The 25,633-nt window shown below is 59.7% G+C and carries 21 protein-coding genes and 1 tRNA gene; all 22 read right to left on the bottom strand.

The window, feature by feature from the left end; translation table 11 throughout:
* Positions 1–22: 22 nt before the first annotated feature.
* The 22 genes from B3H65_RS09740 to arcC all read right to left on the bottom strand — a co-directional run bounded on the left by B3H65_RS09740 (position 23) and on the right by arcC (position 25,075).
* On the bottom strand, positions 23–1,204 hold the full coding sequence (locus tag B3H65_RS09740) for a hypothetical protein (RefSeq protein ID WP_286685080.1): 1,182 nt from the start codon (positions 1,202–1,204) through the stop codon (positions 23–25).
* A 75-nt stretch (positions 1,205–1,279) separates the two neighbouring features.
* Positions 1,280–2,332, bottom strand: a complete 1,053-nt coding sequence (locus B3H65_RS09735; RefSeq protein ID WP_286685079.1) for a hypothetical protein — start codon at positions 2,330–2,332, stop codon at positions 1,280–1,282.
* Positions 2,333–2,456: 124 nt separating this feature from the next.
* A complete protein-coding gene (locus tag B3H65_RS09730; RefSeq protein ID WP_286685078.1) occupies positions 2,457–3,599 on the bottom strand; it encodes an AI-2E family transporter in 1,143 nt (380 codons plus the stop codon).
* Positions 3,589–4,449 (bottom strand): glycosyltransferase family 8 protein, encoded by an 861-nt coding sequence (locus tag B3H65_RS09725; RefSeq protein ID WP_286685077.1) that lies wholly within the window; start codon positions 4,447–4,449, stop codon positions 3,589–3,591. The genes B3H65_RS09730 and B3H65_RS09725 overlap by 11 nt, the downstream gene beginning before the upstream one ends.
* A gap of 291 nt (positions 4,450–4,740) precedes the next feature.
* On the bottom strand, positions 4,741–5,280 hold the full coding sequence (gene rbr / locus B3H65_RS09720) for a rubrerythrin (protein ID WP_009141211.1): 540 nt from the start codon (positions 5,278–5,280) through the stop codon (positions 4,741–4,743).
* Positions 5,281–5,468: 188 nt separating this feature from the next.
* Entirely contained in the window at positions 5,469–6,377 is a 909-nt protein-coding gene (locus tag B3H65_RS09715) for an adenine glycosylase (RefSeq protein WP_286685164.1), read from the bottom strand.
* Positions 6,378–6,426: 49 nt separating this feature from the next.
* On the bottom strand, positions 6,427–6,915 hold the full coding sequence (locus tag B3H65_RS09710; protein WP_286685076.1) for an RrF2 family transcriptional regulator: 489 nt from the start codon (positions 6,913–6,915) through the stop codon (positions 6,427–6,429).
* 376 nt (positions 6,916–7,291) lie between these two features.
* Positions 7,292–7,368, bottom strand: a tRNA-Asp gene (locus tag B3H65_RS09705).
* 145 nt (positions 7,369–7,513) lie between these two features.
* Positions 7,514–7,987, bottom strand: coding sequence for a metallophosphoesterase family protein (locus tag B3H65_RS09700; protein ID WP_009141208.1), 474 nt, complete (start codon positions 7,985–7,987; stop codon positions 7,514–7,516).
* Between the two features lie 34 nt (positions 7,988–8,021).
* The gene (locus tag B3H65_RS09695) at positions 8,022–8,741 is read right to left on the bottom strand and encodes a LytR/AlgR family response regulator transcription factor (RefSeq protein WP_117680032.1); all 720 of its coding nucleotides are present in this window, start codon (positions 8,739–8,741) and stop codon (positions 8,022–8,024) included.
* Between the two features lie 101 nt (positions 8,742–8,842).
* A complete protein-coding gene (locus B3H65_RS09690) occupies positions 8,843–10,201 on the bottom strand; it encodes a histidine kinase (protein ID WP_286685075.1) in 1,359 nt (452 codons plus the stop codon).
* The gene (locus B3H65_RS09685) at positions 10,198–11,382 is read right to left on the bottom strand and encodes a glycosyltransferase family 2 protein (RefSeq protein ID WP_286685074.1); all 1,185 of its coding nucleotides are present in this window, start codon (positions 11,380–11,382) and stop codon (positions 10,198–10,200) included. Before B3H65_RS09685 ends, B3H65_RS09690 begins: the two co-directional genes overlap by 4 nt.
* 115 nt (positions 11,383–11,497) lie before the next feature.
* The gene (locus tag B3H65_RS09680) at positions 11,498–12,079 is read right to left on the bottom strand and encodes a QueT transporter family protein (protein ID WP_117680035.1); all 582 of its coding nucleotides are present in this window, start codon (positions 12,077–12,079) and stop codon (positions 11,498–11,500) included.
* Positions 12,080–12,172: 93 nt separating this feature from the next.
* On the bottom strand, positions 12,173–13,429 hold the full coding sequence (locus tag B3H65_RS09675) for an MFS transporter (RefSeq protein WP_286685073.1): 1,257 nt from the start codon (positions 13,427–13,429) through the stop codon (positions 12,173–12,175).
* A gap of 111 nt (positions 13,430–13,540) precedes the next feature.
* Positions 13,541–14,275: a LytR/AlgR family response regulator transcription factor gene (locus B3H65_RS09670; protein ID WP_286685072.1), complete on the bottom strand. Its 735-nt coding sequence runs from the start codon at positions 14,273–14,275 to the stop codon at positions 13,541–13,543.
* Positions 14,276–14,319: 44 nt separating this feature from the next.
* A complete protein-coding gene (locus B3H65_RS09665) occupies positions 14,320–15,591 on the bottom strand; it encodes a histidine kinase (RefSeq protein ID WP_286685071.1) in 1,272 nt (423 codons plus the stop codon).
* Positions 15,592–15,978: 387 nt separating this feature from the next.
* On the bottom strand, positions 15,979–16,893 hold the full coding sequence (locus B3H65_RS09660) for a zinc dependent phospholipase C family protein (RefSeq protein WP_286685070.1): 915 nt from the start codon (positions 16,891–16,893) through the stop codon (positions 15,979–15,981).
* A gap of 275 nt (positions 16,894–17,168) precedes the next feature.
* Positions 17,169–18,446 carry a metal-dependent hydrolase family protein gene (locus B3H65_RS09655; protein WP_009141199.1) on the bottom strand — a complete coding sequence of 426 codons (1,278 nt, stop codon included), beginning with the start codon at positions 18,444–18,446 and terminating at the stop codon, positions 17,169–17,171.
* Positions 18,447–18,623: 177 nt separating this feature from the next.
* Entirely contained in the window at positions 18,624–20,078 is a 1,455-nt protein-coding gene (locus B3H65_RS09650; RefSeq protein WP_286685069.1) for an APC family permease, read from the bottom strand.
* A 440-nt stretch (positions 20,079–20,518) separates the two neighbouring features.
* A complete protein-coding gene (locus tag B3H65_RS09645) occupies positions 20,519–21,649 on the bottom strand; it encodes an ATP-binding protein (protein WP_286685163.1) in 1,131 nt (376 codons plus the stop codon).
* Between the two features lie 191 nt (positions 21,650–21,840).
* Complete coding sequence (locus B3H65_RS09640; protein WP_286685068.1) at positions 21,841–23,838, bottom strand: cation:proton antiporter; 1,998 nt, start codon at positions 23,836–23,838, stop codon at positions 21,841–21,843.
* 274 nt (positions 23,839–24,112) lie between these two features.
* A complete protein-coding gene (arcC, locus tag B3H65_RS09635; protein ID WP_286685067.1) occupies positions 24,113–25,075 on the bottom strand; it encodes a carbamate kinase in 963 nt (320 codons plus the stop codon).
* Between the last annotated feature and the right edge of the window lie 558 nt (positions 25,076–25,633).

The raw sequence follows: 25,633 nt of genomic DNA, 5'->3' as shown, positions 1-25,633 counted from the left end.
CCTCGTAAGGGACAAGGCTCGCCTATCCCTCGTTGGCGGTAAAGCTGAGCTCGCACTGCACCCGGCCCATAGTCGCGCCGGACGGGGCAGTGCGAATCTTCACCACTCGATCGCCCTCAAACGTACGGGTGACATCCAGGGGCTCCCACTTGCCGTCGTCCACCTTCATCTGGTAGCCGCTCTTGGGAACCTGTCCATCAAAGAAGTAGATGCGGTTGGCGCGATCGTTCGCCTCGCACTTCAAGGTTGCCTTAGCGCCCTCAAGGATATCGATGCAGTTGACCGTATTCACTCCGATCAACTGAATCATGATGTTGTTTTCCGCCGTGATAAGCTCGGCCTGCTCCTCCGTAAGCTGATACTCATACGACCCGTCGGTAAGCTCCGTCCACGTCTTGCCGCCGTCAAGGCTGAACTTCCAAGGAACCCCGCCGCCGCGCAAGTGTTCGCCAAGCTTGATCTTCAGCGCGTCCTCGCCATCGAAGGAAAACGTCGCGACGGATCCGTCTTTCTCGCCCATAAGCTGCTTGGCAACGCGAACGCACGCATCAGAATTCACCGTTTGGGACGAAGTCACGGTCGAGGAGCGCTGCAGACCGGCGAGTCGTACCGCCTCAAGGCGAACCTTCGATTCCTCGCCCGCCCGCTTCTCCATCTCCTTTATCAAGTCGTGCATGGCAAGCGGGTAGTACACCAGGTCTTCTGCGACCCCCTGGGCAAACACCTCCCAGTCGGTAGCGCTGGTACCGTTTTTTGCCATAACGTCAATCTGCATGCGAATGGCGTCGAAGTTGATCTCCTGAGCCCCGCGAGACGCCTGCGCGATCACGGAGCGGTCCTCCGCGTTCTCAAAGGTGGACGCAAGCAAGCGCGTTTCAAGACTGCGCACATAGCCGTCCCAGTCAGAAAGGGCGTCCTGAGAGTAGAGAATGTAGTTACCGGAATCGGAAGATGTGGACGAGGCGCCCCACCCGCACTGCCAATGCGCTGCGGACGGCGCTTTGCTCCTTCCCCATCCCGACACATCGTTTTGGATGCGATAGGTGGGGACCATCTTTCCGGAGGAATTTGCGCGAAGCTCATAGGTGAGTGTTGCGGCGTGACCGGGCTGGCCCACCACAAAAGACGGAACGCCAACCATACCGTTGAGATTCGCGAAGGTCTTGGCAAGGGCGCCGCACACGCCGCCCTTCTCAAACACCATCCATAAACGGTGGTACTTCGTTTTATCTTGCGTAGCGCCGGGAACCGATGAGGTGTCTCCGCATCCAATATGGAATTATTGACCCAAAGCGTTTGGGAAGTTCGCGTCGTCATACTCCAAACGGTACTTCTCTTTCCAACCGCCCGCCCACGTGCGAGGCGGCTTTCCCGCGCCGTCCGTTGGCTTCATCTCGGTCACGGGGCCCGAGAACAGCGCGTCGTCGTAGAACGCCGCGTTGCTGTAACCGTTATTGGCGGAGTAATCGCCCGTATACCAGATATAGGAATACGCGTTCAAACGACTATCCTCTGACTTTGCATCGTACGCCGAGAATCGATGCAGAGAATAGTTGGCAAGCCAGGGCAGTTCGGCGTCGGTGATCTGGTTTTCGAACACGTAGCGCATGGTCTCGACCGGAAGGTTGTCGAAAAGATCGCGCTTGAAGCGGTACCTGGAATCATCGCGGAAGATTCTCAGCGTGCGATAGCGCACCAAAGGATCGGACACAAAGCCCGGACCGCCGGTCCAGAGGCGGGAGCGACCCGAAACATCAAGCGAGGCCGCAACCATCATGCGCAGATGCACGTCGGCGTCCGCGCGCTCAAGATCGTCATGATTCTCCTCGCGAAGCCTTCGCAATATGTCCAGCGACGTAATGTAGTCAGAAGAGACGGGGCCCTTGCTGCTATTGGTCCACACCGTGCCGCCGGTTATGTAGTAGCGCAGCGCCGGCAGGTCTCCCATAAACCACGTGAGAAACTCTTTGTGCGCATCGGAACGATCGCTGTACTCGGTAAGACCATCGAAGCCGGCGCGGCGGACAAGCTCTCGCTGCAAAACCAAACGCTCGGCTTCAGGAGAAAGCGCGCCCGCGGACGCCGCGGCGGAAAGCTGGGATGCATCCCCAAGCGCCCTGATTGCAGCATCGAGGCTATCGAGCGACTGGATGGCATTGGAAGCGGCGGCATGCGCATGAGAAGGCATGAGCAACACGGGCGCTGTAACAGCCGCCGTCGCTATGCTTGCAGCTATAAGCGTTGCCTTAACAACGCCCACCGATGTACGGAAACCGGGTTCGGAAGAAGACAGAACAAGGCCTTTGCCCTCGTGCAAGTCGGGGGTGGTCATAATGCGTTCCTTTATGTTGTAGCGCGTTTAAAGTACGGCGATCGATTATACATAAAGTTACATCTGTTCAATTTGTTCTTTACTCGTCCATTTCAAACGGTACCGCCGGGTAGCGCCGAAGACTCTATTCCTCGATGGCCGTGCCCTGGCCCAAAGCGTCCTGCCCCCGCTTGCGTGCCAGCTTCGCCAGCGTGTCATCGCGCACCAAGGTGTAGATAACGCTAGCAAGCGGGATGAAGAAGACGATTCCCACCACGCCAAAGAGCTTGCCGCCCACAATCGCCGCCAGCAGCGCCCACATGGGAGCCAGGCCAACGGACCCGCCAACTACGCGTGGATAGATAAATTGGTTCTCGATAAACTGGGTCGCCAGGTAGACCACCAGGCAAATGGGCGCCTTTACGGGATCCGCCAGCAAGGTGAGCACCACGCCGGAAGCACCGGACAAAAATGCGCCCACATAAGGAACGAACGCGCACAAGCCAGTGAGGTAGGCGGTGATGCCCGCATAGGGCAGACCGAAGATCTTAAACGTGGTGTACATGAGGCAGCCCAAAATGATCGCCTCAACAAACTGGCCGGACAAGAACTTTGCATAGGTCTCGCACGCGAGATTGCCCACAAAGCGAATCTTCTGGACTACGCCCGCCGGCAGGTTTGCCCGCGCGATCATAAGGGCCTGACGTGAGAAGTTGTGCTTGCCAAGCAGCAAGTAGATCGCAATCACCATGCCAAGCATGGTGTTTCCGGCGGTCAAGATAGTCGACTTAGCGATAACGGCAGCAGACCCCACAAGCGAAGAGGCGCCATCGGCGGACACCTTCTGGCTCAGCTCGCTCAGCTGCTGAACCAATCCAGACAGATCGATGCCGTTCGCCTCTGCAAAAGCGATCCACTCGGGAATCTTCTCTTGCGCTAGAGGAATGATGCTGCGCGCAGACTCGATCAACTCGGGAATCACCAGGGCAACCGCACCCACAAACGCAAGCACAATGCACGCAAGCGTAATCAGCAGGCTCGCCACACGCACCGGAATGACCGGAAGCTCCCTGCCAAGGGACTTTCCAGCCTGGTGGAACATGCGCTCAAGACCAGACATGGGCACGTTGAGGACAAATGCGAAGATTGCACCTATCAGCACGGGCAGCAGCAGGTCGACCACGGAGGAGGCCGCGGCGAGCACCGTTGAAAGATGCGTCATGCCAACGTAGAGCACCACGCCAAATGCAATAAGAAACAGCGCATCCTTCAACTTTTTATCGTCCACGTTCTTCTCCCTCTGCCCAAGCGCGCTCTGCAGCGCGGGCGGCAATCATCATATAGTTCTTATACAGCGCGTCGAATCGACCATGATAGCCAACGTTCCATGGCTTATCCCTGCCGCAGAAGTGCAGGATCGAGGTGTTTTCCATCACCCACGCCATGGTGCTCTCTCCACCCGTTCTCACCAGGTAGTCCGTGTATTTGCGGGCATCGTAGTTCCACAGCTTGTCCGGAACCTCAAGGGTGGATGCGCCGTAGAGCGCGCAAAACAGGTCTTGATCGGGAAAGAGCATCTCCGCTTCATGGTCGCGAGCATATGCCATCATGCCCGCAGGGTCGATCGCGCGGCGAGCGACGGACATGTCCATCAAGATTACGCCCGTGTTGAAATACGCCCCCGTGGTATCCAGGCGAATCTTGTTGATGCCCGTAACGGGGTGCGCCGCATCCAAATGCGATGCCGCGGCGAACGCGCGCCCCTTAAGATCGGCCTCCACAAGAGGCCGCAAGGGATTGATTACCAGCACGTCCGGGTCAAGGTACAAGGCCCTCCCCTCAACCTCCGCAAGCACATGGGGCGCAAGAAGACGGTAATACACCTCTTGCGGATAACGCTTGCTTGCGTAGGCGCCATCAAACAAAGAGCGGTCTATGCCGTGGGCGCAAAAGTCGACGCCAAGGTAGCGACAATAGGCATCCATATGCAGCAGGCTCTTCTCGTCCACCGTGCTGTGCAGCAGGTGCAGGCAGAAGCTCTCGCCCGGGTTATTGATCACGCAAGAAGCCATGGCGCTTCGCAGCGGCGCCAGGTACGCCCCATCGCATGTTGCAATGAGCTCGATAGGTTTGCGCATCAACAATATCCCCCCTGTGGACGCCTGCGGCTACTGCACGGCCGCGCTCGCGCCCTGCTCCACACTCATACCCCGGGGCGTCCAACATATACCTCACGCTGCCGCGCCATCGCTGGATGCCAAGACGACATTCGCCGCACGCGCTTGGCCAACCCGCGCAATAAGGCCGCCCCGCCTGACACGACGTCTCAGGCGGGGCGGCCCCTATAAAGCTATGCGATGCATGCAGATAACATGGACGAGGAAGGCTGTCCCCCCATAACGCGCTATAGAGCGCGGGGACGAGAATCCCTAGTAGTTAACAACCTGCTCCTCAAAGTAAGCCTTGGGATGGGCGCATACGGGGCAGAGCTCGGGCGCCACGGGACCAACATGCAGGTGGCCGCAGTTGAGGCACTTCCACACCTTAACGCCCTCGCGGGTAAAGACCTCGCCCTTCTCAACGCGCTCGGCAAGCTTGAGATAGCGCTCTTCGTGAGCCTTCTCGACGGCTCCGACGCCGCGGAACTTGGCCGCGATCTCCTTGAAGCCCTCCTCGTCAGCGGTCTTGGCGAACTCATCATACATGGTGGTCCACTCATAGTTCTCGCCGGCGGCGGCATCCTTGAGGTTGGTCAGGGTGTCGGGCACCTCGCCCTCATGCAGGTACTTGAACCACAGCTTGGCATGCTCCGACTCATTCAACGCGGTCTCCATAAAGATGTTGGAGATCTGAACGTAGCCCTCCTTCTTGGCCTTGGAGGAGTAGTAACGATACTTGGTATGGGCCTGGGACTCGCCCGCGAAAGCGGTCTCAAGATTCTTCTTTGTCTGGGAGTTCTCAAAATCCATGGTGTACTTCCTCTCTGCGCGGACCACCGCGCACTACGCTTGCCGGATATGGCGAATAGTATCCGGCACCGTGCGGACACGCTTTTGCCGTGCCCGTCTTTGGATTATACCCCTAGCAGAGTCGCTCCAAGCACGCCATTGTCCAAATAATTAGGATTCATTCCTATCAAGTATCATAGCCGCGTTACTCACGAGCAGATGGCCCACACGTCCAAGCCCCCGCTCTCCCCGCGCACGCAAAAGCCTTCGCGCTCAAGGTCGTCAAGAATGGATGCAACCAGCTCGCACTCGACGTGCGGACGGCCCGCCTTGAGCTCCATATCATTAACCCCCGCCGCGATCTCATCAATGCCCAACAGCTCCCCGCACTTGGAGGCGTCAAGCAGCATGCGCACAATATGAGCGCGCTTTTGCCTGCGCGAACCCTCAAACGCAGACTGGCGCGTATAGGAGCTGGAGCGCCGTGAAGGATTGGGGACGGTCTTTTTAAGATGCGCACCGTAGTCCAGAAGCGCGTAATACCAAGATCGCGGCGTATCGTTCTCATCTTGAGCGATGGCAAACAAATCGCCCGCCGCATCCTCGCATGCGGGGCATGCCGCCTGAACAAGTGGAACAAGCTCGCGATCGGGCACGCCGGGCACGTCGGGAAAGAAATGATGCAGGAAGACGGTTCTCACGTTGGTCTCTAGGTACACGCCGGGAAGATCGAATGCAAACGACCGAATGCCCTGCGCCGTCGCCGGACCTATACCGGGAAGTGCGCAAAGCCGGCGGGCATCTTGCGGGATCTCGCCATCGTATTCGGCAACAATTGCCTCCGCCGCGCCCTTAAGCGCCAACGCGCGGCGGTTATACCCCATTCCCTGCCACTCCTCGAGCACGTCTGCCACGGGCGCCTGGGCAAGAGCTTGCACGCTGGGAAATCTATCCAACCATGCTCCCCAGCGCGTCAACACGCGCGGAACCTGCGTCTGCTGCAGCATGACCTCTGAAATCCAAATGCCATAGGGGTCGCGCGTGTTTCTCCACGGAAGGTCCCTATACAAACGAACCCCCTCCGCGCGAACCAGGGTGCGGAAGGGGTCACGATTCATCATGATGGCGAAGCTCCTTGTCCCTTGCGGCAAGGATCGCACATGCGGCCTATTCGGCAGCGCGGCAGCCCTCGCCACAGCTTACATACTCGTAAAAACGGTCGCGATCGGCAAACTTGGGATCGACCGCGGGGCTCAGGCGACGGTTCACCACGTCATCCAATGTGACGGAATCAAGATAGTCGTGAACCAGGGCCTGCGTACCAACCCACAGGGGATGATAGCAGCAACCGCCCATACGGGCGCAGTCAGCGGTGGGAGCGGTGCACTCGTTCATAACCAACGGGCCCTGAATTGCCTCGACAACCTGGCGAATGGTGATCTGGGCGGGATCGACCTTAAGGCGCATGCCGCCATGCACGCCGCGAAGGCTCTCGACAATGCCTGCAAGCACCAGCCCATGCTGGATCGAGCGCGCAAAAGAATACGGAACGTCAACCTTCTCGGCCGCCGTTCTCACAGAAAGGAGACTATCCCTGTCCTCTGCCAGCATCGCCAACATGCGCAGGGCGTAGTCCGTCTTCCTTGAAATGTCCATCTCTCCCCTATCCTTCTTGCTCGACCAACCCTTAGTTTGCGCGCGCGGAGAGACCACGCGCACAGATCAGGTCGGACTATGCAAACAGGTACCTGAAAACCAATGGATTTGACCTTACCATAACGGAGATTAAGTATTCAATAATCAATCGCCCCACATAACACGCAGGATTAACCTTCCAAAAGAATAATTCACGCGCTAGAGGATACCGTAATGATACAGCTGATATACCCAAGCGTCGGCAACATGCAAAACGATGCTCGTATATTCATCAAATAACACCAGCAAATCTATATCACGATGTCGCGCCGCCGGAAAAGCATTGACTTAAGATGCACTAAAAAAGCCCCACCGAAGTGAGGCTTACCATTTCAAATGGCGGGAAGTACGGGACTCGAACCCGCGACCTCCGACGTGACAGGCCGGCGCTCTAACCAACTGAGCTAACTCCCCTCAGCGAATTGCTGCGGGGACTAGTATATACAGAGGTGCGTTTTGCACGCAAGAACTTTTTTAGAAAAAGTTTGCGGCCATGCACAAGACGTCCACAACCAGCCGTAACGCAACGGTTTCGCCGTAAAAGCCGGCGCGCCCACCCCTACTTCAACGGAATGATCTCTGCCGACATAACAGCGCCATCACCTACATAGAGACGCGCGATACTCGGCGTCCTTGTCCCTCGCGGCAGCGTGGCGGAACCTGGATTGATCAGCAGGCGTCCGCAAGATCTCTCGATCTTGGAACGATGCGTGTGGCCGCACACGGCAACGTCCACGCCGGTAACGGGCAAATCCTCTTGATAGTGAGCGACGGCGAAACGCAGCCCCTCGTAGTCGAACTCGCACAGGCGCGCTACATCCGGACCGTAGTCGCGATAGTAGTCGTTGTTGCCCAGCACCGCGCGCACCGGGGCGATGCAGCACAGGTGCTCGTAATCCATCTCAGACGTAAGATCGCCGGCATGGACAATAAGGTCCGCACCGGCGATCTGCTCAAGGAGCTCCGCTGAGAGGTGTCCGTGCGTATCAGAAACAATATCGATGCGCTTGGCATGCCCTTCCTGAATCTGCATGGAAGCCTCTTTTCTATGCTCTTTCAATTCCTCGCTACAGATTGAGCGCCTTCTTGAGGGGAACCACCCTGCGACGAGAAACCGGGATACGGTCATCTACACCCGACACGCCCAGCTGAATAGCGCCAGAGGGCACCGTCTCGACGTCCTCGACGTTGGCGAGGTTAACAATGTAGCGACGGTGCACGCGAAAGAACCCAAAGTCGCCCAGCTTCGATTCAAACTGTGCCAACGAGGTGGTGGACAGGTATCGATCATCCTCCGTGAAGATGCAGGAATAATCGTCCTTGGCCATGATGTAGCGAATCTGGTCGACGGGAATAAGGACCTTGCGGCCACCCTTCTCGACGGGGATGCGCTCGATAGAGCTCTTGCTACTGTCCGATGTGGGCTTGACGCGCGCGAGCACCTTGTTGATCGCCTGATCCAAACGGGCTTCCTCAACCGGCTTCATCAGGTAATCGGTGGCATCGACATCAAACGCCTCAACGGCATGGTCGCTATAGGCGGTCACAAAGACCACGGCGGGCGGGTTCTTGAGCTTGTGCAGCGCCTCAGCGAGCTGAATGCCCGATGCGCCCGGCATGGAGATATCCAGGAACACAACGTCCACCCGATTCTCCATCAGCATTTCTATTGCCGAGCGAACGCTCGACGCCTCGTTGATCGAACCGATCTTCCCCGTCTGCTCAAGCAGGAACCGAAGCTCGGAACGGGCTGGCGCCTCATCATCAACGATCATTGCACGCAGCATACGTACATTCCTTCCAACAACAATATCCCGTGCGTCACGCCTCTCATCCAAGCACGAGCGATGAGACGGCGTTATACCATTCTACCCCGAAGTAAGAACCCTTACGCGAACATACTTTCTTGCAAATCAAGGTGCAGCGTAATGGTGGTGCCCTCGCCGGGGGTGGACGAAACCTCCGCGCTGGAGCGGGGGCCGTAGAAGCGCTTGATGCGCTCTGAAATGTTGCGCGTCGCCACGCCCGCGCCGCCGCCCTGGGGCGACTGGGAATCGGGCATGGGGAGTGACGCGTTGAACAGACGCGCAGCGGTGTCGCGATCCATGCCGGCGCCGTCGTCGCTCACCTCGATGCAAATGCCCTCGCCGCCCTCTGAGCGCACCCTCACCGTGATATGCAGCGCGCCCTCGTCCTTCATAGCGTGGCGCACGGCGTTCTCCACCAATGGTTGGATGATGAAAGCGGGCACCGGGGCGTCCTCGACCCCCTCTTCGACATCCATGGTCGCGATGATGCGGTCATCGCCAAAGCGAGCGCGTTCAAACGTAAGGTAGCGACTGGTCTGCGTGAGCTCACGCGACACGGGGATCAGCGAACCGGAGTTATCGAGCGTAGAGCGGTAAAACGCCGCGAAGTCGCGAAGCAGCTCGCGTGCGCGAGCGGGCTCCGTGCGCGTAAGAGCGGCGATGGTGTTGAGCGTGTTGAACAGAAAATGCGGGTTGATCTGCGCTTGCAGGGCGCGAAGCTCGGCGCGCGCCGTCAACTCGTCCTGGCGTTCCAGCTCATGCGTGGCCAGCTGGGTAGAGATCAGCTCCGCAAAACCAGACACCAAAGCGTACTGCGTGCGATTGACCGCGTGCGGGCTGCTGAAATAGAACTTGAGCGTTCCCACTGACTTGCCGCGAACCTTGAGCGGGGCGATGATGCCCGCCGGGATCGGCGGGGCCGTAAGGGAGTCGCTAAACGTGGGCGTGGCGTTGGTAAACGACTGCACCAAGCCGTGGTCCAAGGCATAACGCGTCGCGGGCGTATGGATGGGAGACCCAGGTGGAAACTGCTCTGCGAGCGTGCCCACGCAGGCGAGCACGCGCTCGCGGTCGGTCACGGCGATGGTCATCGCGCGGGTCTCGGGCAGCAGGCGCCGGCAAATGGCCTCGGCGCTCTCGGGCGTAAGGCCATCGCGTATATCCTCCAGCATCTCCGACGCGATGGAAAGCGTTTGCTCGGCGTACTGGGAGCGCAGGGTATCCGGGTTGAGGCAAAGGTGGGCGAAGATGAGCAGAAAGACGCACATAAGCGCGCACGCCACCAGCGTGAGAATGGATTCCGTCCCCTCGATAATGGAGTAGACAAGATAGACGGCGAGGGCAAGCGCGCACACCGCGGCGGCAACGCGCAGCAACGGAATGCTCGCCAGCAGCGCTGAACGCGCAGCCCCCCAAATAGACTTGTTTTTATCGTTCATCGGCGCTCCAGCATGGCGGCAAGCGAGATATCTCCCCACAAGCCGTCCATGATACTCGGCCAGAAGCTTTGGAATTTCAGGTATTGGTCGGCGTTGTCCGCGGCATAGCGCTCCGCATCTTCGCGACCATGGCGCCAGATATTCCAATACGCGCGGCGCTCGCGAGTGAACACGGCGCGGGCGAGGGACGTCTTGCGAACGCGCTCATCCAATCCCGGCGAGATCCACGGACCCGGATACGGCATGAGCGACGCCGGCGTTACCTGGTTGTATTCCTTCTGCCTGCTGGCATACGTCAGTTTTGCCCGTTCATAATACCAGCGGTAGACGTTTTGCATAAAGCGCGGCGCGCTCTCATGGCTCTCCGGCGGCAGGTGCTTGACCACCCATGCGTTATCAAACCACACGTCATAGCCAAACAGACGCATGTTGAACAGATAATCAAGATCCTCGCCACGGGTGATAAAGGGGTCGAACGCCACGCGCGTAAACGCCCGGGCATGCAGGGCCATGCAGCCGCCGCACACGTAGTTGGACCGCGAGATCCTCGTGGCAGAGAGGGCCTTTTTCATCCAACGGTTGAACTCGATGCGCTTGGTCCACCAGCGCTGGGTGATGCCGGCGCGCGAGGTATCCGCCAGCGGAGACCCCTCGCGATCGTAAAAGTAACCGCTCTTGGCGAGGATGGGCAGGCGCTGGCGCGTCTCCGCACCAAGCGCGTAGAGGGCTTTCTCCATGAAATCCGGGGCGAGGACCACCTCGTCATCGTCCAAAAACACCACCGCGTCATGGCCCAAGATGGCGGCGGCTGCCAGACCCATGTTGCGAATGGCGCCGTACCCGCGCAGCGATACGGCCTCGCCCTTGATCTTGGGCGCAAGCTCGTTCACGCGGTCCATGATGCGCGAGGCCTCGATGTTGGTGAGAAGCGTGACGTTAAGGTTGGGATGATGGTAGAGAATGTGCTCGATACGCAGCGTGACGTCACACGTGGCAGACAAGGGGCATATGACAAGCAAGATGATGCGTGGTAGCCCGCGAACCTGCTCGAGAGACGCAAGACAGCGCTCGAGCTCGGGGCGTTCCGCGGTAAGGCTTGTAGAGTGGTCGTAGGCACCGGGGGCCAGCGTGTCCTCATGATTGCCCGCCCAGTAGGTGGGAATCACGATCGCAGGTTTCATAGCCACTCATCCCTTTCCATTGCAGCTATCGAAAGGGGCGGCAAGCAAAAGCCGCCGCGCCAACGTGTTGGAGTGCGTACGCGTTGGCGCGGGGCTAAATGTGCCCGAGAGCCAACTACTTAGCTGTTGTACCCATCTGAGCGAGCTCGCGCTTCATAAACGGCGTATTTGCCAGCGAGCGCTGCAGCGGGTAGCCCAGCACATACATGATAACCGCTTCGCCCGCGCCCGTGGTCACAAGACCAAAGAGGTACATAAGGCCCCAGGAGCCATCTAGGGAAATCGACGTGAAGGGAATGGTGTAAAAACCAATGCCCTGCAGCAGCAGGGGCAGGTACGCCGGAACGATGAGCGCGTTGGCAAGCACGGGTCCAGCCAGCGCGATTAGCGGACGGGAGCGCATCTTCCACGTGAACAGCGCGCCCAAAAAGGTTGCCAGCGAACCAAAGACCACGTCGAGCATGCCCAGCATACCGGTGCCGGAAAGCACGATGTTGGCGACGTTGGCGATCACGCAGCCCAGCGTAAGGCCGGGGACGGCCGCGGGGGTGAAGAGCGCCAGCACGCATAGCGCCTCTGAGACGCGGAACTGGATGGGGCCCCATGCAAGGCTGCCCAAAAAGAGCATGGTCACCAGGGTGCACGCAGCGTACGCGGCCGCGATAACACCAACGCGGGCGATGTATTGAGATTTCAAATAAGGTCACCTTCTACTAAAAAACGGAGGGCTTTACTGTTGCCAGCAAGCCCTCCGTCCATAGAGAAGCGCACTCGTTGCGGCATGCGAGCTTTAGGCTGCCGCCTTCTGCATGCTGGAGAGCTTTACTAGCATGACAAAGCCCACAACCAGCAAGATCCCGATGGAAAGCACTCCTAAAGAAGGATCGTGCGTGAGCGATGTCACAACAGATACTAGCAGAGTGCCCATGACCGAAGCGTATCGTCCAAAAATATCAAAGAAGCCGTAGTACTCGTTTGAATGCTCCTTGGGGATGATCTTGCCAAAGTAGCTGCGCGAAAGCGCCTGCACGCCGCCCTGGAACATGCCTACCAGGATGGCGAGGATCCAAAACTCCGTAGCGGACTTCAAGAAGAACGCCGCAAACAGGACGATGCCCACGTAAGCGGCAACCGCCACGATGATCATGCGCAGGGTGCCAAACTTGCCGGCTGCCTTGCCGTAGATGATGGCGGACGGGAAGGCGACAAACTGCGTGACCAGAAGCGCCAACACCAGCTGCGTGGAATCGATACCTAATGCGGCACCGTAGCTGGTAGCCATGGAGATGACGGTGTGGACGCCGTCGATGTAGAAGAAAAACGCGATCATGAAGACCAGCAGCACGCGATCGTGCGCGATGCGGCGGCACGTGTCCAAAAGCCCGGTGAAGGTCTTGGCGATGTTGTGCAAGACGCCCTGCGCCCCGTGCTCGCGCTCCTTGCCGTAGCGCTGCTGGTAGGTACGAAGCAGCGGAACGGTGAACGCCAGCCACCATGCGCCGGTGATGATAAACGTCAGACGCGTGCAGGTAAGGGTATCCAGGCCCAGGATGCTGGGGCCGCCGAAGATGAGGGCGATGCACAGGATGAAGGGAATGGTGGAGCCCACGTACCCCCAGGCAAAACCGGAAGAGCTCACCCGGTCCATGCGTTCGTCCGTGGTGACATCTGGCAACATGGCGTCGTAAAACGTCATGGACGAGTTAAGGCCGATGGTGCACAGCACGTAGACAACCAGAAACGCCATAGCGGACATGGGGATGGCCTGCGCCAGGCACAGCACCACGCCTGTTAGGAAGAACCCGGTGAAGAACTTGATCTTGTTGCCCGCATAGTCTGCTAGCGAACCCAGGATAGGCATGAGCAAAGCGACAATCAGGGAGGCCACGGTCTGGGCGTTGGCCCACGCGGTCACCAGCTCGGCAGAAGACGCACCGGTGTTGATAGCGTTGAAATAGATAGGCACAATCGAGGTGTTGAGCAGGACAAGGGCGGAGTTGCCCACGTCATACATGACCCAGCTGCGCTCCATCTTGGTGAATTTCATCTATGGCTCCCCTCTTGGCGACGCTGCGCATTCATAACGAGACATGGTAGGGCACATCCGCGTCCCCGACTATCAGCTTTCGCTCAGCGTCCTGTAAAGGCGGTGCAACGTCTACGCCAGACCAAGGCGAACCTTGACCTCAGACGCGCGGCGGCGCGACACGGGCACCGAAGCATCCACCCGCTCGACCTTGAGGTCCATCAGGCCGGAACGCGACACCTCGACATCATGTACATCGTCCAGATTCACCAAAAAGCTGCGGTGCACGCGCATAAAGCCCTGCGGCGCCAGGCGACGTTCGAGAGACGAGATAGACTCGTTCACCAAATAGCTGCCAGCGGCGGTGATCACGCTGGAGTAGTCCGCCTTGGCCTCTATGTAGACAATGTCGCTCACGGGGATGAACGCGCGCTTGCCGCCGCGCTCGACCGACAGGCGCATAACGCGCTCCGCCAAGGGCGCGGGCGTGCGGGCCGACATAGCGGTAGCCACCTTGTCCAACGCCTTCTCCAGGCGCTTGGTCTCCACCGGCTTGAGCACGTAGTCGACGGCATCGAGCTCAAAGGCCGTGGCAGCGTACTCGGCAAACGCGGTCACAAACACCACCACCGGGGGCGTCTTGAGGTTCGATAGCGTCTCTGCCAGCTTGATACCGCTGGTACCCGGCATCTGTATGTCTAGAAACAGCACGTCCGGACGGCTGCCCAGGATCTTCTCGACCGCCTGCGTGGCGCCGCCCGCCTCATCCACTCTGCCAATGCGCTCGTCTTGCTCAAGCAAATAGCGAAGCTCTGCGCGTATGGGCGGTTCATCATCGACCACCAGAACGCTCCACTGATCACTCATGTCTATCCCCTCTCGAACGTGCTGGGCTCGAACGTGTTAATTGCCTAGGGCAGCAGGCTTTGCGCGGGCGCGGGCTCGTGTGGCTCGCCAATAAGCGCAACCGTGATCGCGGTGCCCTCGCCCTCTTTCGACTCGACCTTAATGCCCGATTCCTCACCAAAGAAGAAGTGGATGCGCATCAAGACGTTGCAGAGCGCAAGGCCGCACCCGCGCTTGATGGAACCATCTGCCGTCACGGTCTCCGGCTCATCTGGACGAGGAGCCTCCGGTGGGTCGAACAGGTGCTGCTGAACCTTCTCGCTCATACCTATGCCGTCGTCTGCGACCACTATCTCCAGGCCCCGGGCGGTTGTGCGCGACAAAACAAAGATCGACAGCGGCTCGACCTCGCGCATGGCGTGCTTGACGCAGTTCTCTAGCAGCGGCTGCAAGATGAAGGGCGGCACCTTGCACTCCACCGTACCTGGATCGATGCGCGTCTCCACCTTAAGGCGCCCCTCGCCATAGCGCGCCTGCATGAGGTTGATGTAGCGAATGCCCTGCTCCACCTCGCGCTCAAGCGTGGTGAGGCTCTCGGAATCAGACAGCGTTTGGCGGTAGTAGTTGGAAAAGTCGATAAGCAGCGAGCGCGCTTTCTCGGGCTCGGTGCGCACCAGCGACACGATGGTGCCGATGGTGTTGAAGAGGAAATGCGGATCCACCTGCGACTGCAGCGCTCGCAGCTCCACGCGGGCCGAGACCTCGGACTGGCGCTCGAGCTCAAAACTTGCCAGCTGCGTGGAGATAAGGTCCGCAAAGCCCGTTGCCAGCGCGGTCTGGCGCATGTCGATGTTGCTGAAGCGCGGGTAGTAAAGCTCCAGCGTGCCCACGCAGCGGTCGCGCACCGTAAGCGGCGCCACGATGCCCGCGCGTAGACGGGGGAAGAACTCGCGCTCCCGCGTGTCGTTGGCGTCGCGTGAGAACACGCTCATCACCTTGGACGAGACCACGTTGAGCGTGGTATCCAGCACCACGGGCTGGCCGGTGGGATAGCGCTCGCACCCCTCGCCCCAGCTTGCCAGCACCTGCTTGCCGTCGGTGATGCACATGGCGGACGCCAGCGTCTCCGGCAAGATGATCTGGCAGGCGCCCATGGCGGCGTCCGGCGTCATGCCCTTGCGCGTGTGCACAAAGATCTTGGACGCGATGCTAAGCGTGCGGTCCGTTGCACTAGAGGTAAGGTCATCGGGAACCACGAACACGTAGCTAAAGAAGAAGCACAGCATAACCAGGCCGGCGATGGTGACAACCGCGGGTACCGGACTGGGGTTTGCCATAAGGTCCCAAAAAAGGAGAATCAATAAAAAGGGGACGCACAGTCCCAAGAGAATGGTTGCGACGCGCTGGGCATTTCGCAATGTCCTGGTCATGTTGCGCGACGCCGATTTATGGAACACGTGAGGCTGGTTATCCACTCGGCCCTGCTTTCTCTCTCTTCTCCTTTATGCTTGCTCCCCCATTGTACAAAAGGGCGCTTGATCACCAGGCACCCATCCGACAGGCGATGCCACATCTTCGATGGGCGGGACGAGGTTTACCGATTTTGCATGCATAAAATGAACGGTATAGCCCGTGGGTTCAGCATAAATGAAGCGGCCCGAGAATAAGCCCGAGCCGCTTGCGCAAACCAATGACAGAAGCATTCAGCCAGAAGTCCAAAAAGCTTATTCCTCGCGGTCGAACTCCTCGTCCACGTCCAAGGGACGGCCGGAGTAGTTGACGTGGCCGGTGACATCGTCCATAGCGACGCCCTCGATGAAGCGGGCGGCGGCAATGGAGTAGTCATCGAGCGCACGGTTGAAGATATCCGGGAAGGACTCGTCCGACTGCGCATTGCTGAAGGGATTGGTCCACGTGAGGTGATCCAGGTTGCCGGCGCGGCGCGGAAGCTCCGCCGTGACGGGGTGCGCCAGGCTGGTAAACATGGCGTGCACCTGCGAGATGGGCGAGCCAGCGGGCTCGATGGCACGGTAGGCGAGCTTCATGTCCGCGACGGCGCCACCGTACTCGTTCGCCCCCATCTCCAGATCGTAGACGGTGCGTGCCATGTGGCTCATCAGCACGCCGGCGACCTTGTTGATGCGCTCGGTGGTGACGATCTCGCTCTCCGGTGGGTAATCGAGGACCGTGGCGTGGTCGCGCTTGAGCTGCAGCATGAGGATGTCCAGGTCGCTCTCTATGACGGCGTGGACGTGGTTTCCCTGATCCGCCAGGGTGGGGTCCGCCTCCATGATGCCCCACTGCTGGTCGTAGACAAAGGGATGCGCGTTGCGGTCGAGCGCGTAGTGGGACAGCAGGCCCAGCACGAAGGCGCGGCCCAGGGCGGCGTCATGCTTGTTGAGGCGGCTTACACCGTCGCGAAGCGCCGTGAACTGACGGGACATGCGGCAACGGTGCATGCGCTGGGCCAGGCCCATGCAATCGCGCATCTTAAGGGTGCGGACGCGGAAGAAGAACGGATCCGGTCCTTGGTTGGCCAGCAGGAACGCACAGCGCTCCTCGTCCGTAGTGATGATGCCGGCGGGCAGACGATCGATGCTCTCTTCGCCGAAGAGATGGTGGGTAATCAAAGCGGGCATAGAGAACCTTTCTAGAAGGTGACAGCTGTCTTTGATTATGCCCCTCCCCGCTGGAGGCTAACGCGTGAAATGAGACGGCTTCCACCGCTCGGCGGCTCCACCTGAAAAGGTTGCCGGACCGCGCGCCTACTCATCGGTGAACCGTGCGGCCACGCAACCCCCGGGAGCCAACCGCGAACCCCCTTGAGCTCCATCAAAAAGGACCCCGGCGGGCTGGAGTTCCGCCGGGGTCTCGATGAGGGAGTTGGTAAGGTTATCGTAGCTTGGAGGAGGTGCTACTCGGAGTACTTGTTGCCCTCGCCGAAGGTGCCGGGATCGACGATCCAGCCGTCCTTCATGATGACGTCCATGTTGTCGACGTTGAGGGTGTGGATGTCGGCAGCGACGTCGCCGTTGACAACCAGCAGGTCGGCGCACTTGCCAACCTCGAGGGAGCCGGTCTCGTCCTCGATGTGGCACATCTTGGCGCCGTTGAGGGTGGCGCAGGTGATGGTCTCAACAGGGGTGAAGCCGATCTTGTCGACGAACTCGTACATCTCCTCGATGGAGCAGGTGCCGTACGGGGTGACGAAGGAGAAGGAGTCGGAACCGATGGTCATCACGACGCCGCGCTTCTTGGCCTCGCGCAGGCAGTCGTAGTTGCGCTGCAGCTCCTTCTCGACCAGGGTGCCCTCGTACTTGTCATGCAGCTCGGGGACGTAGACGGGCGGATAGGTGGAGTACCAGGTGGGCAGGAAGGCGATCGTCGGGGTGAAGAAGGTGCCCTGCTCTGCCATGAGATCCATGGTGCGCTCGTCGATATCGAAGCCGTGGATCAGCTGCTCGCAGCCAAAGCGGACGGAATCGTAAGCGGCGGCGTGGTTGTTGTAGCAGTGGCTCCACACCGGGATGCCCACCATCTTGGCCTCGTCGATGACGGCCTTGATCTCCTCAGCGCAGTAGTGCTGGTCGCGACCGGAGTCCCAGCGCCAGATGCCGCCACCGGTAGCCCAGATCTTGATGGCGTCGGGGTTCTCGCGCAGGCGACGGCGAACGGCCTTGCGCAGATCCCACGGACCGTCGACCTGGTCGCCCCAGGGGTGGGAGTTCTTGTTCTCGAGCTGGCTGCAGTGGTGGGAGTCACCATGGCCGGCGACGCGGCAGAAGCCCAGGCCGGTAGCGAGAACGCGCGGGCCCTTGAAGACGCCCTTCTCGATGCAGTCGCGAACCTGGATGCCGAAGCGGCCTATCTCGCAGACGGTGGTGAGGCCGTGGGTGAGGCAGTCGTAAGCCTGCTTGACGGCGACGGCCTGCTTCTCGAGCAGCGGCTGCATGACCCAGTCGGTGTCATCGTCGGTGAGGTTGCCGGAGAAGTGCAGATGGGTGTCGATCAGGCCGGGCATAACGGTCTTGCCGGCGGCATCGATAACCTGGGCGCCCTCGGGCACGTCCTGCATAGCGCCGGCGTACTCGATCTTGCCGTTCTCGTCAACGAGGACGAGGGAGTTCTCGACCGGATCGGCACCAGTGCCGTCGATGAGCTTACCGCCAACGATTGCAAACTTAGTGGACATGGTTCCTCCTTATGGATCCAAATCACGGAAGCGAGGGGCCGCATATGTTGGGTAAGAGCGGCCCTTCGCAAGATAGCCTACAGATGCGTCCGAGCGCATGCGCATGGACGCGGGCAGGGTGCGGCGCTGCGGCGATAAGCCGGCGACCGCGCAGCATAGCTACCAGCTAGACAGTTGCTATGCCTTCGCCTTGGCACGGGCGTTGGTGATGAACATGAGCACCAAGCCAAGGGCGAGCCAACCGAGAACGATGATCCAACCGGTGAGGTCGAGGGACTCGGCGGTGATGGGAAGGACGATCAGGGCGATGATGATCAGACCAGCGGCGATAGCCAGGCCGATACCGAACTTGCCACCGGGGACCTTGTAGGGACGGGGCAGGTCGGGCTCGGTGAAGCGCATCTTGAGGCACGCAAGGGCAACCATGGTGCAGGAGAAGATGAACGCCAGAGCAGAGACCTTGGTCAGCGGAATGAGCATGTTCTTGCCCATGAAGGGACCAACCAGGGTGATGGCAGCGAGGACGATGCAAGCAAGCTTGGGAGCGCCGGACTTGGGATCAACCTCAGCGAACTTCTCGGGCAGCTGGCCCTTGCGACCCATGGCGAGCATGATGCGGCTCGTGGCTCCGTAGAAGGAGTTCATGGGGCCCATGGGGCCAAGCGTCGCGATGCAGAGCATGATGATGTAGAAGATGAAGTTGATGTCCTTGAGGCAGGCCAGCGCGGGCACAGGAGACTCGACGAAGGTGTGCCAGGGCAGGATGGTGCCGAAAGAGTAGATGCAGACCATGTAGAAGCCGCCGGAAGCAAGCAGGGCGAGGGAGATGATCTTGCCAAACTTGTTCCAGTTGAGGCCCTCGGCCGCCTCTTCTGCCTGCTGGGGAATGGTATCGAAGCCAGCGTAGAAGAAGGGGGTCAGCAGCAGGACGGAGAGGATACCGCCAAAGATGTTGTCGGCACCCGTCGCCGCTACGCCGCCGCCGGCGCCGGTGACCTGGGAGAAGACCTGGCCGTCGGAAAGGGCGTTCGCCGGGGAGCCGGTGAAGATGGAGATGCCCATAGCCAGCAGCATGCCGCACAGCAGCGCCTTGGTAAGGAAGGCCTGGAGCTTAGCAGCAGAGGATGCGCCGCGGAAGTTCAAGAAGATAACGTAGGCGGCAAATCCCAGGGAGATGATCGTGGGGAACAGGTAGACCTTGGCACCCAGGATCTCATAGAGCTCGAAAGCGCGAAGCCACTCGAGGCCGGGGATGGTGCCGAACATATCGGACAGCAGGGTGGAGATGGCGATAGCCTCCCACGGGCACAGGATGCCGTTACCCAGAGCCAGGAACCAACCGGTGATATAGGAAGGAACGCGGCCAAAGGTGCGGTCAACGTACTCAACGATGCCGCCCGAGATGGGAATGGCAGCCGTGAGCTCGCCGAACACTGCTCCGATGGGAACCAGGAAGATGGCTCCGATGAGGAACGCGATCATTGCGGGAACGGGGCCGCCACCGACGACCATCCAGTCGCCGACCTGAAGCACCCAACCGGTGCCGATGATCGCGCCGAAGCCGATGGTGAAGAAGTTCCAGAGCGACAGTGTTTTCTTCATTCCGCCCTGGTCTGCAGTCGTATCCGCCATATCACTCCTCCTTTCGTAATTTTGGGACGTGTACCTTCGTCCCTAGCCTTTGGGGCCGCCGTATGGCCTCCCCCTTCGCGGAGAGCGAGCCCGTACCGGCTTGCCCCTCCCCTCTCGCGCGACCGTGCGCGCTCGTTGAGTTGAACAATACGGGGAGCCGGACGGGCGGCGCGGGGCAAACCGATTGGAGGAAACGCCGCTAAAATGAACGGATGCAATTTACCGACCAACGGCGCTGCATTTGAATAAAGCTCCTGCTTGGGTGCCATTTTTACCTGCAGGTTTGTTCCCACTGTCGCACGCGTCCCCCGTGCAGTTTTTGGACGAGGAACCTCTACCGTGCGCGCAGGCGACTCAAAAACAGATCCACCCGTATGCCTATTTGCATACGGGTGGATCTATCTAGCAAAACACAAGGATGCCAAACAAATGAAACGACTCTAGTAGAACAGCTCCACATCGCCCGCGAGAGATTCTTCGACCGTACACGCGCCAGCGTCCGCACCTCCCACAACCAGTCTTTTTGCTTCTGGATGCTCATCGAGAAACGACGCCATGCCACTCTGCCCAGACTCCGCACCGCCCTTGACCTCAATAGCGGTAAGAGCGGATTCGCTGCGAATAACAAAGTCGACTTCTTTATTGCCCTCGCGCCACCACATAACCTCAAAGCCCTCGCATTCAGAGCGCGCAATGAGATAGGCACCGACAGCAGACTCAACCAAATGACCGCGAAGGTCCCCTCGTGCAAGGAATTCCTCAGGACCCCTATCGGACATCGCCGTCATGAGGAACGTGTTATGCACCATAAGTCGAGGGGAGCTACGGCGTTTTGCCACTTCCTTATCCGAAAACTTAGGAAGGGCGGAGAGCATGCCCGCTTTTCCCAGCAAGTCCAGGTAATGCGCCACTGTTATGGTGTTGCCCCGATCCTGAAGCTGACCCAGTATTTTTGTGTACGAAAGCTCTTGGCCCGAATACGCACAGCCAAGCCTAAACAACGCGCGCATAAGGGCGGGCCTGCGCACGTCCTCCATCTCCAGAACATCCTTGGAAATTGTAGGCTCCGCCATCGCATCGCGAACGTACGCCTTCCAACGCTGCTTGTCCGCGACAAGCGCCGCCGCACCCGGATAGCCACCAAAGTACAGAAACTGATCAAGCGAAAATCCAAAGGCATCCCTGCATTCCGCATAGCTCCAATGCGGAGAATGGATAAGCTCGAATCTACCCATAAGGGAATCTTCCAAGCCCTTATGAAGAAGCCGGGACGATGAGCCGCTTAGAACGGCGCGGACAGGCGTTCCGTTCATCCTGTCGCGATCGAAAAGAGATTTCACCTGTCGAGCCCAACCCGAGACCTTCTGGACCTCGTCAATGCACAGAACCACCTTCCTCGAACCGTTGCGCGTCATTCCCCTCGCAACTTGCCACTCGCGCTCAATCCACGACTCGTTTGGGTTGGCAGCGTCATCAGCACTAACATAATGCGAAATGACATCGGCAGCGCTAAGCGCCTGAGCGATCATCGTGCTTTTTCCTGTTTGCCCGGGACCAACGATGATCTGCATCGTCCAGACAGTATCTTCGACAAGGCGCTGAACAAGGGTGGAAACCTGATTCCTTTGATACATGCTCTCGCCTCTGCATACACAGTTTTACTAATTACAACTCGTATTTTTACTAGTTATAACTAGTATTTTTGGACGAGAATTGGCAGGTTCATGCGTTTACGCCCACCTCTACCTCGCCCGCATGCGCCCTACGCCAACAGATGCTCGGCCGCCTCGGTCTGCTCAACGGTGCCCATAAGGCCCAAGACATCGCCCGCCTGCAAGGGGGCGGCGGGGTCGACATACGGCTGCACAGACCCCGCACGACGCAGCGCGACCGCCTGGGCGCCGGTGCGACCGCGCACATCGAGCTGCGCCAGCGACTTGCCGGCAGCGCCCTCGCCCACGCTCGCCCATTGGATGTCGATGTCCGACATAGTAGATACCATGCGCTCAAACGCCTGGATGCGCTTGGTGCGCGACGTCTCGCCCAGCGCCTCGTAGCCGCTCTCGCGCAGGCGCTCCACGCAACCGGAGATCTGCTTGGGGCGATACCCCAGGTCGATCAGCGTATGGCGAAGCAGCTCTATGCCGCCTTCAAGCTCGGGACGAACAACCTCGTCCGCGCCGGCTTCCACCAGCGCGGCGACGCCGGCGGCGGTATCGGCACGCGTCACGATCTTGATGTTGGGGTTCGCCGCGCGTGCCTCGCTTGCGATCTTCTCGGCGGAATGCTCGTGACTCATCACGATCGCGAGCACACGGGCCTGGTCCAGGTGCGCATGGCGCAGCACTTCGGAGTTCGCCGCATCGCCCACAAGAATGTGCGCGCCGGCAGCCTGCGCCGCCTCCGCTATCTCCAGGTCGCGCTCGACCACCAAGCAGGCCACGTCCAGGCGCGTCAGCGCATCGACCACGCTTTCGCCAGCGTTACCGTAGCCGACCACTACCACATGGCCGCACATATCGCACGCTACCGGCTCGGGTGCTTTGGCATGGCGCTCGTAGAACCTCGCCAGACCCGGGCGGCTGTGGATCGCGTGCGCCGCCGGCCCCGCAATCTTGAACACAAAGGTGTTCAGTGCAATCGAAACCACGGCACCACCCAGAATAAGGCTGTATTGATCCGCGGATAAAATCCCCAGCGCCATACCGGTCTGCCCGATGATGAACGAGAACTCACCAATCTGCGACAAGCCAGACGCGATGGTAAGCGATGTCTCGACGCCCACGGAAAACGCCATGCCCAGCACCATGTTGATGAGCCACTTGCCCACCATAATCAAGGCGACCAGGGCGAGAAGCTCCGGTAGGTGCGCCGCCAAAATCGCCGGGTTGACCATCATGCCCACCGATGCGAAGAAGATAATCGAGAACAGGTCCTGGAACGGAATCGCCTCTGCGGCGATGCGGTGCGACAGCTTGTCGCCGGATACCACCACGCCCGCTAAAAACGCGCCCAGCGCAACCGACAGGTCAAACGCCGCCGACGCCAGCATAGCCGTTCCAAGCGCCACCACCACTACGGCAAGCTGGAATAGCTCGCGTGGACAGGAGCGCTCTATATGGTCGAGGAGCCACGGCAGCGCCTTAGACCCAACAACCAACATAAGCAGCACAAACGCCGCGGTCTTAGCCAGGGCGACGCCAATCTGCCCCGCAAGCTGCGCGGGCTCCACCTCGCCCGGACCAAACACCACCGGCAGCACCACCAAAATCAAGACGGTGGCAAGGTCCTCTACAATCAGCCATCCCGTAGCGATGCGTCCGCCGCGCGTTTGATACAAGCCCTCATCCGTAAGGTTCTTGATAAGGACCACGGTCGATGCAATGGACACGGAAAGACCCAGCATGATACCCGCCTGGGCAGACCAACCAAAAGCTTGGGCCAAGCCATAGCCCGCCAACGTGCCCAGCGCAATCTGGATGATGGCGCCCGGCACGGCGATACCTTTGACCTGGGCCAGGTCTTTAAGTGAGAAATGCAAGCCCGTGCCAAACATCATGAACATAACGCCCACTTCTGAGAGCTGGTTCATGGCCTGCGAATCACCAATGAAGCCGGGCGTAAACGGGCCCACCGCCAAGCCGCCCAACAGATAACCCACCAACGGGGGCAAGCGCAGGGCACGAGCGACCAAACCGCCGGCAAACGCGGCGACCAGGGCAAGGACGAACGTCATGAGCAAAATGGTGTCTCCATGCATGGGCGGCACCTTTCGAGATATATAGATGGGCAGCGAACGGGCACGAGGCGCATCCATGCACCCCGCGCACATGTCTTTTTATCCTACCCAGCTAGCGGCCAAATTTCCCGCTTTGCGACAGGCAATATCTCGGTTCATAAAATGTAACGAGCCGCGATGATGGACCCGAAGCATAGATGAAGATGCCATTTAAACGAGGACGCCCCCGCAGGGGGAGCGGGGGCGTCGAGGAGAGAGGTTAGCTTGCAGGTTGCCCTGCTGAAGGGAGACGGGGTTAGCCGCAGATGCGGGTGCCGGAGAGGCCGGCCATGGTCTCGGCGGCCTTGTCGAGGGCGCCGATGATGCAGGTGCGGCCCTTGCGGGAGCGGGCGAACTTGATGGCGGCGCGTACCTTGGGCTCCATGGAGCCCTTGCCGAACTGGCCCTCGTCGGCGAGGCGCTCGGCCTCGTCGGCGGTGAGCTCCTCGAGCTCCTGCTGGTCGGGCTTGCCGAAGTTGATGGCGACGTGCTCGACGGCGGTCAGCAGGAACAGTACGTCCGCGCCGCAGTCCTCTGCGAGCAGCTCGCCGCCCATGTCCTTGTCGATGACGGCGGCCACGCCCTTGTAGCAGCCCTTGTTGCCGTAGTCGCGGACCACGGGGATTCCGCCGCCGCCGCAGGCGATGACGATGAACTCGTTGTCGAGCAGGTTCAGGATGGAGTCGGCCTCGACGATCTTCTTGGGCTCGGGGGAGGCGACGACGCGGCGCCAGCCGCGGCCGGAGTCCTCGACGAAGACCATCTCGGGGTTCTCGGCCATGATCTCCTTGGCCTGCTCCTCGGTGTAGAACGGGCCGATGGGCTTGGTGGGGTTGGCGAACGCGGGGTCGTCCGGGTCGCACTCGATCTGGGTGACGACGGTGGCGGCGTGCCAGCGCTTGTAGCGGCGGTGCATCTCGCGGCCGATGCCCTGCTGCAGGTGGTAGCCGATGTAGCCCTGGCTCATGGCGCCGCACTCGGGCAGGTCCATGGCGGGGGTGCCGATGGCGTCGTGGGCGGCGGCGAAGGCGTTCTGGATCATGCCGACCTGCGGGCCGTTGCCGTGGGTGATGATGATCTCGTTGCCCTGCTCGATGAGGCCCAGGAGGGCGTGGGCGGCGTGGGCGACCTTCTCGATCTGCTCCTCAGGGGTGTTGCCGAGCGCGTTGCCGCCGAGGGCGACGACGATGCGATCGGGCTTGCCGAGCGGCTTGGACATGGTGGTTTCCTTTCTCACAGAGGAACATTGCTTCTTGTGCCTCTTACCACAAACGCCTAAGCGACGCCTGTGCGCTTGTCTAGGAGTATATTCTCAATATGCTTGTTTTTATTCATTTCTAGCAATAAGGACGGGTGAACGGTACTCTTTTGCCCCTCAGCGTAATCTTGGACGCTTATTTTGAAAGATACCTGCTAATCCTACATATTTCATCATAGTCGCTCATGCATATCTTCCCTGTTGGGCACTCTATATGACTATAGCGCTTGCTGCACTTTATACATCTTATGCATATTCAGCCCTCTGAGCGCTTACGAAATGAGTAAACGGCGCTCAGCATACGATACAGGTTGTTCTTGGTTTTATTCATCGGTTTGTCGGACGGTCCCCGCAACGTGCCGCCCGGCTGCCCGCACTGCCCCCATGCAACCGCGAGCCCACACAATGACATAGCGGGCCTAAACAACATAGATGCGCACAAAAAGAGAGGCGCCCTCAGGCACCTCCCCCCATCATCGTTATACAGACGGCTCGCCGCGCATCATGAACGCAGATGCC

Origin of the sequence: Collinsella sp. UBA1693 (assembly GCF_002320115.1) — a bacterium.
Lineage (GTDB): Bacteria > Actinomycetota > Coriobacteriia > Coriobacteriales > Coriobacteriaceae > Collinsella > Collinsella tanakaei.
This window is presented reverse-complemented; position numbering and strand designations above follow the sequence as displayed.

What these genes read in the sequence shown, in the direction of transcription:
- B3H65_RS09715 (WP_286685164.1), bottom strand. Translation starts at nt 6,377, where the DNA reads ATGAATCGTGACCCCTTCCGCACCCTGGTTCGCGCGGAGGGGGTTCGT.
- B3H65_RS09735 (WP_286685079.1), bottom strand. Translation starts at nt 2,332, where the DNA reads ATGACCACCCCCGACTTGCACGAGGGCAAAGGCCTTGTTCTGTCTTCT.
- arcC (WP_286685067.1), bottom strand. Translation starts at nt 25,075, where the DNA reads ATGTCCAAGCCGCTCGGCAAGCCCGATCGCATCGTCGTCGCCCTCGGC.
- B3H65_RS09655 (WP_009141199.1), bottom strand. Translation starts at nt 18,446, where the DNA reads ATGTCCACTAAGTTTGCAATCGTTGGCGGTAAGCTCATCGACGGCACT.
- B3H65_RS09645 (WP_286685163.1), bottom strand. Translation starts at nt 21,649, where the DNA reads ATGCAGATCATCGTTGGTCCCGGGCAAACAGGAAAAAGCACGATGATC.
- B3H65_RS09685 (WP_286685074.1), bottom strand. Translation starts at nt 11,382, where the DNA reads ATGAAACCTGCGATCGTGATTCCCACCTACTGGGCGGGCAATCATGAG.
- rbr (WP_009141211.1), bottom strand. Translation starts at nt 5,280, where the DNA reads ATGGATTTTGAGAACTCCCAGACAAAGAAGAATCTTGAGACCGCTTTC.
- B3H65_RS09690 (WP_286685075.1), bottom strand. Translation starts at nt 10,201, where the DNA reads ATGAACGATAAAAACAAGTCTATTTGGGGGGCTGCGCGTTCAGCGCTG.
- B3H65_RS09725 (WP_286685077.1), bottom strand. Translation starts at nt 4,449, where the DNA reads ATGCGCAAACCTATCGAGCTCATTGCAACATGCGATGGGGCGTACCTG.
- B3H65_RS09670 (WP_286685072.1), bottom strand. Translation starts at nt 14,275, where the DNA reads ATGAGTGATCAGTGGAGCGTTCTGGTGGTCGATGATGAACCGCCCATA.
- B3H65_RS09665 (WP_286685071.1), bottom strand. Translation starts at nt 15,591, where the DNA reads ATGGCAAACCCCAGTCCGGTACCCGCGGTTGTCACCATCGCCGGCCTG.
- B3H65_RS09695 (WP_117680032.1), bottom strand. Translation starts at nt 8,741, where the DNA reads ATGCTGCGTGCAATGATCGTTGATGATGAGGCGCCAGCCCGTTCCGAG.
- B3H65_RS09710 (WP_286685076.1), bottom strand. Translation starts at nt 6,915, where the DNA reads ATGGACATTTCAAGGAAGACGGACTACGCCCTGCGCATGTTGGCGATG.
- B3H65_RS09700 (WP_009141208.1), bottom strand. Translation starts at nt 7,987, where the DNA reads ATGCAGATTCAGGAAGGGCATGCCAAGCGCATCGATATTGTTTCTGAT.
- B3H65_RS09740 (WP_286685080.1), bottom strand. Translation starts at nt 1,204, where the DNA reads ATGGTGTTTGAGAAGGGCGGCGTGTGCGGCGCCCTTGCCAAGACCTTC.
- B3H65_RS09675 (WP_286685073.1), bottom strand. Translation starts at nt 13,429, where the DNA reads ATGAAATTCACCAAGATGGAGCGCAGCTGGGTCATGTATGACGTGGGC.
- B3H65_RS09640 (WP_286685068.1), bottom strand. Translation starts at nt 23,838, where the DNA reads ATGCATGGAGACACCATTTTGCTCATGACGTTCGTCCTTGCCCTGGTC.
- B3H65_RS09650 (WP_286685069.1), bottom strand. Translation starts at nt 20,078, where the DNA reads ATGGCGGATACGACTGCAGACCAGGGCGGAATGAAGAAAACACTGTCG.
- B3H65_RS09660 (WP_286685070.1), bottom strand. Translation starts at nt 16,893, where the DNA reads ATGCCCGCTTTGATTACCCACCATCTCTTCGGCGAAGAGAGCATCGAT.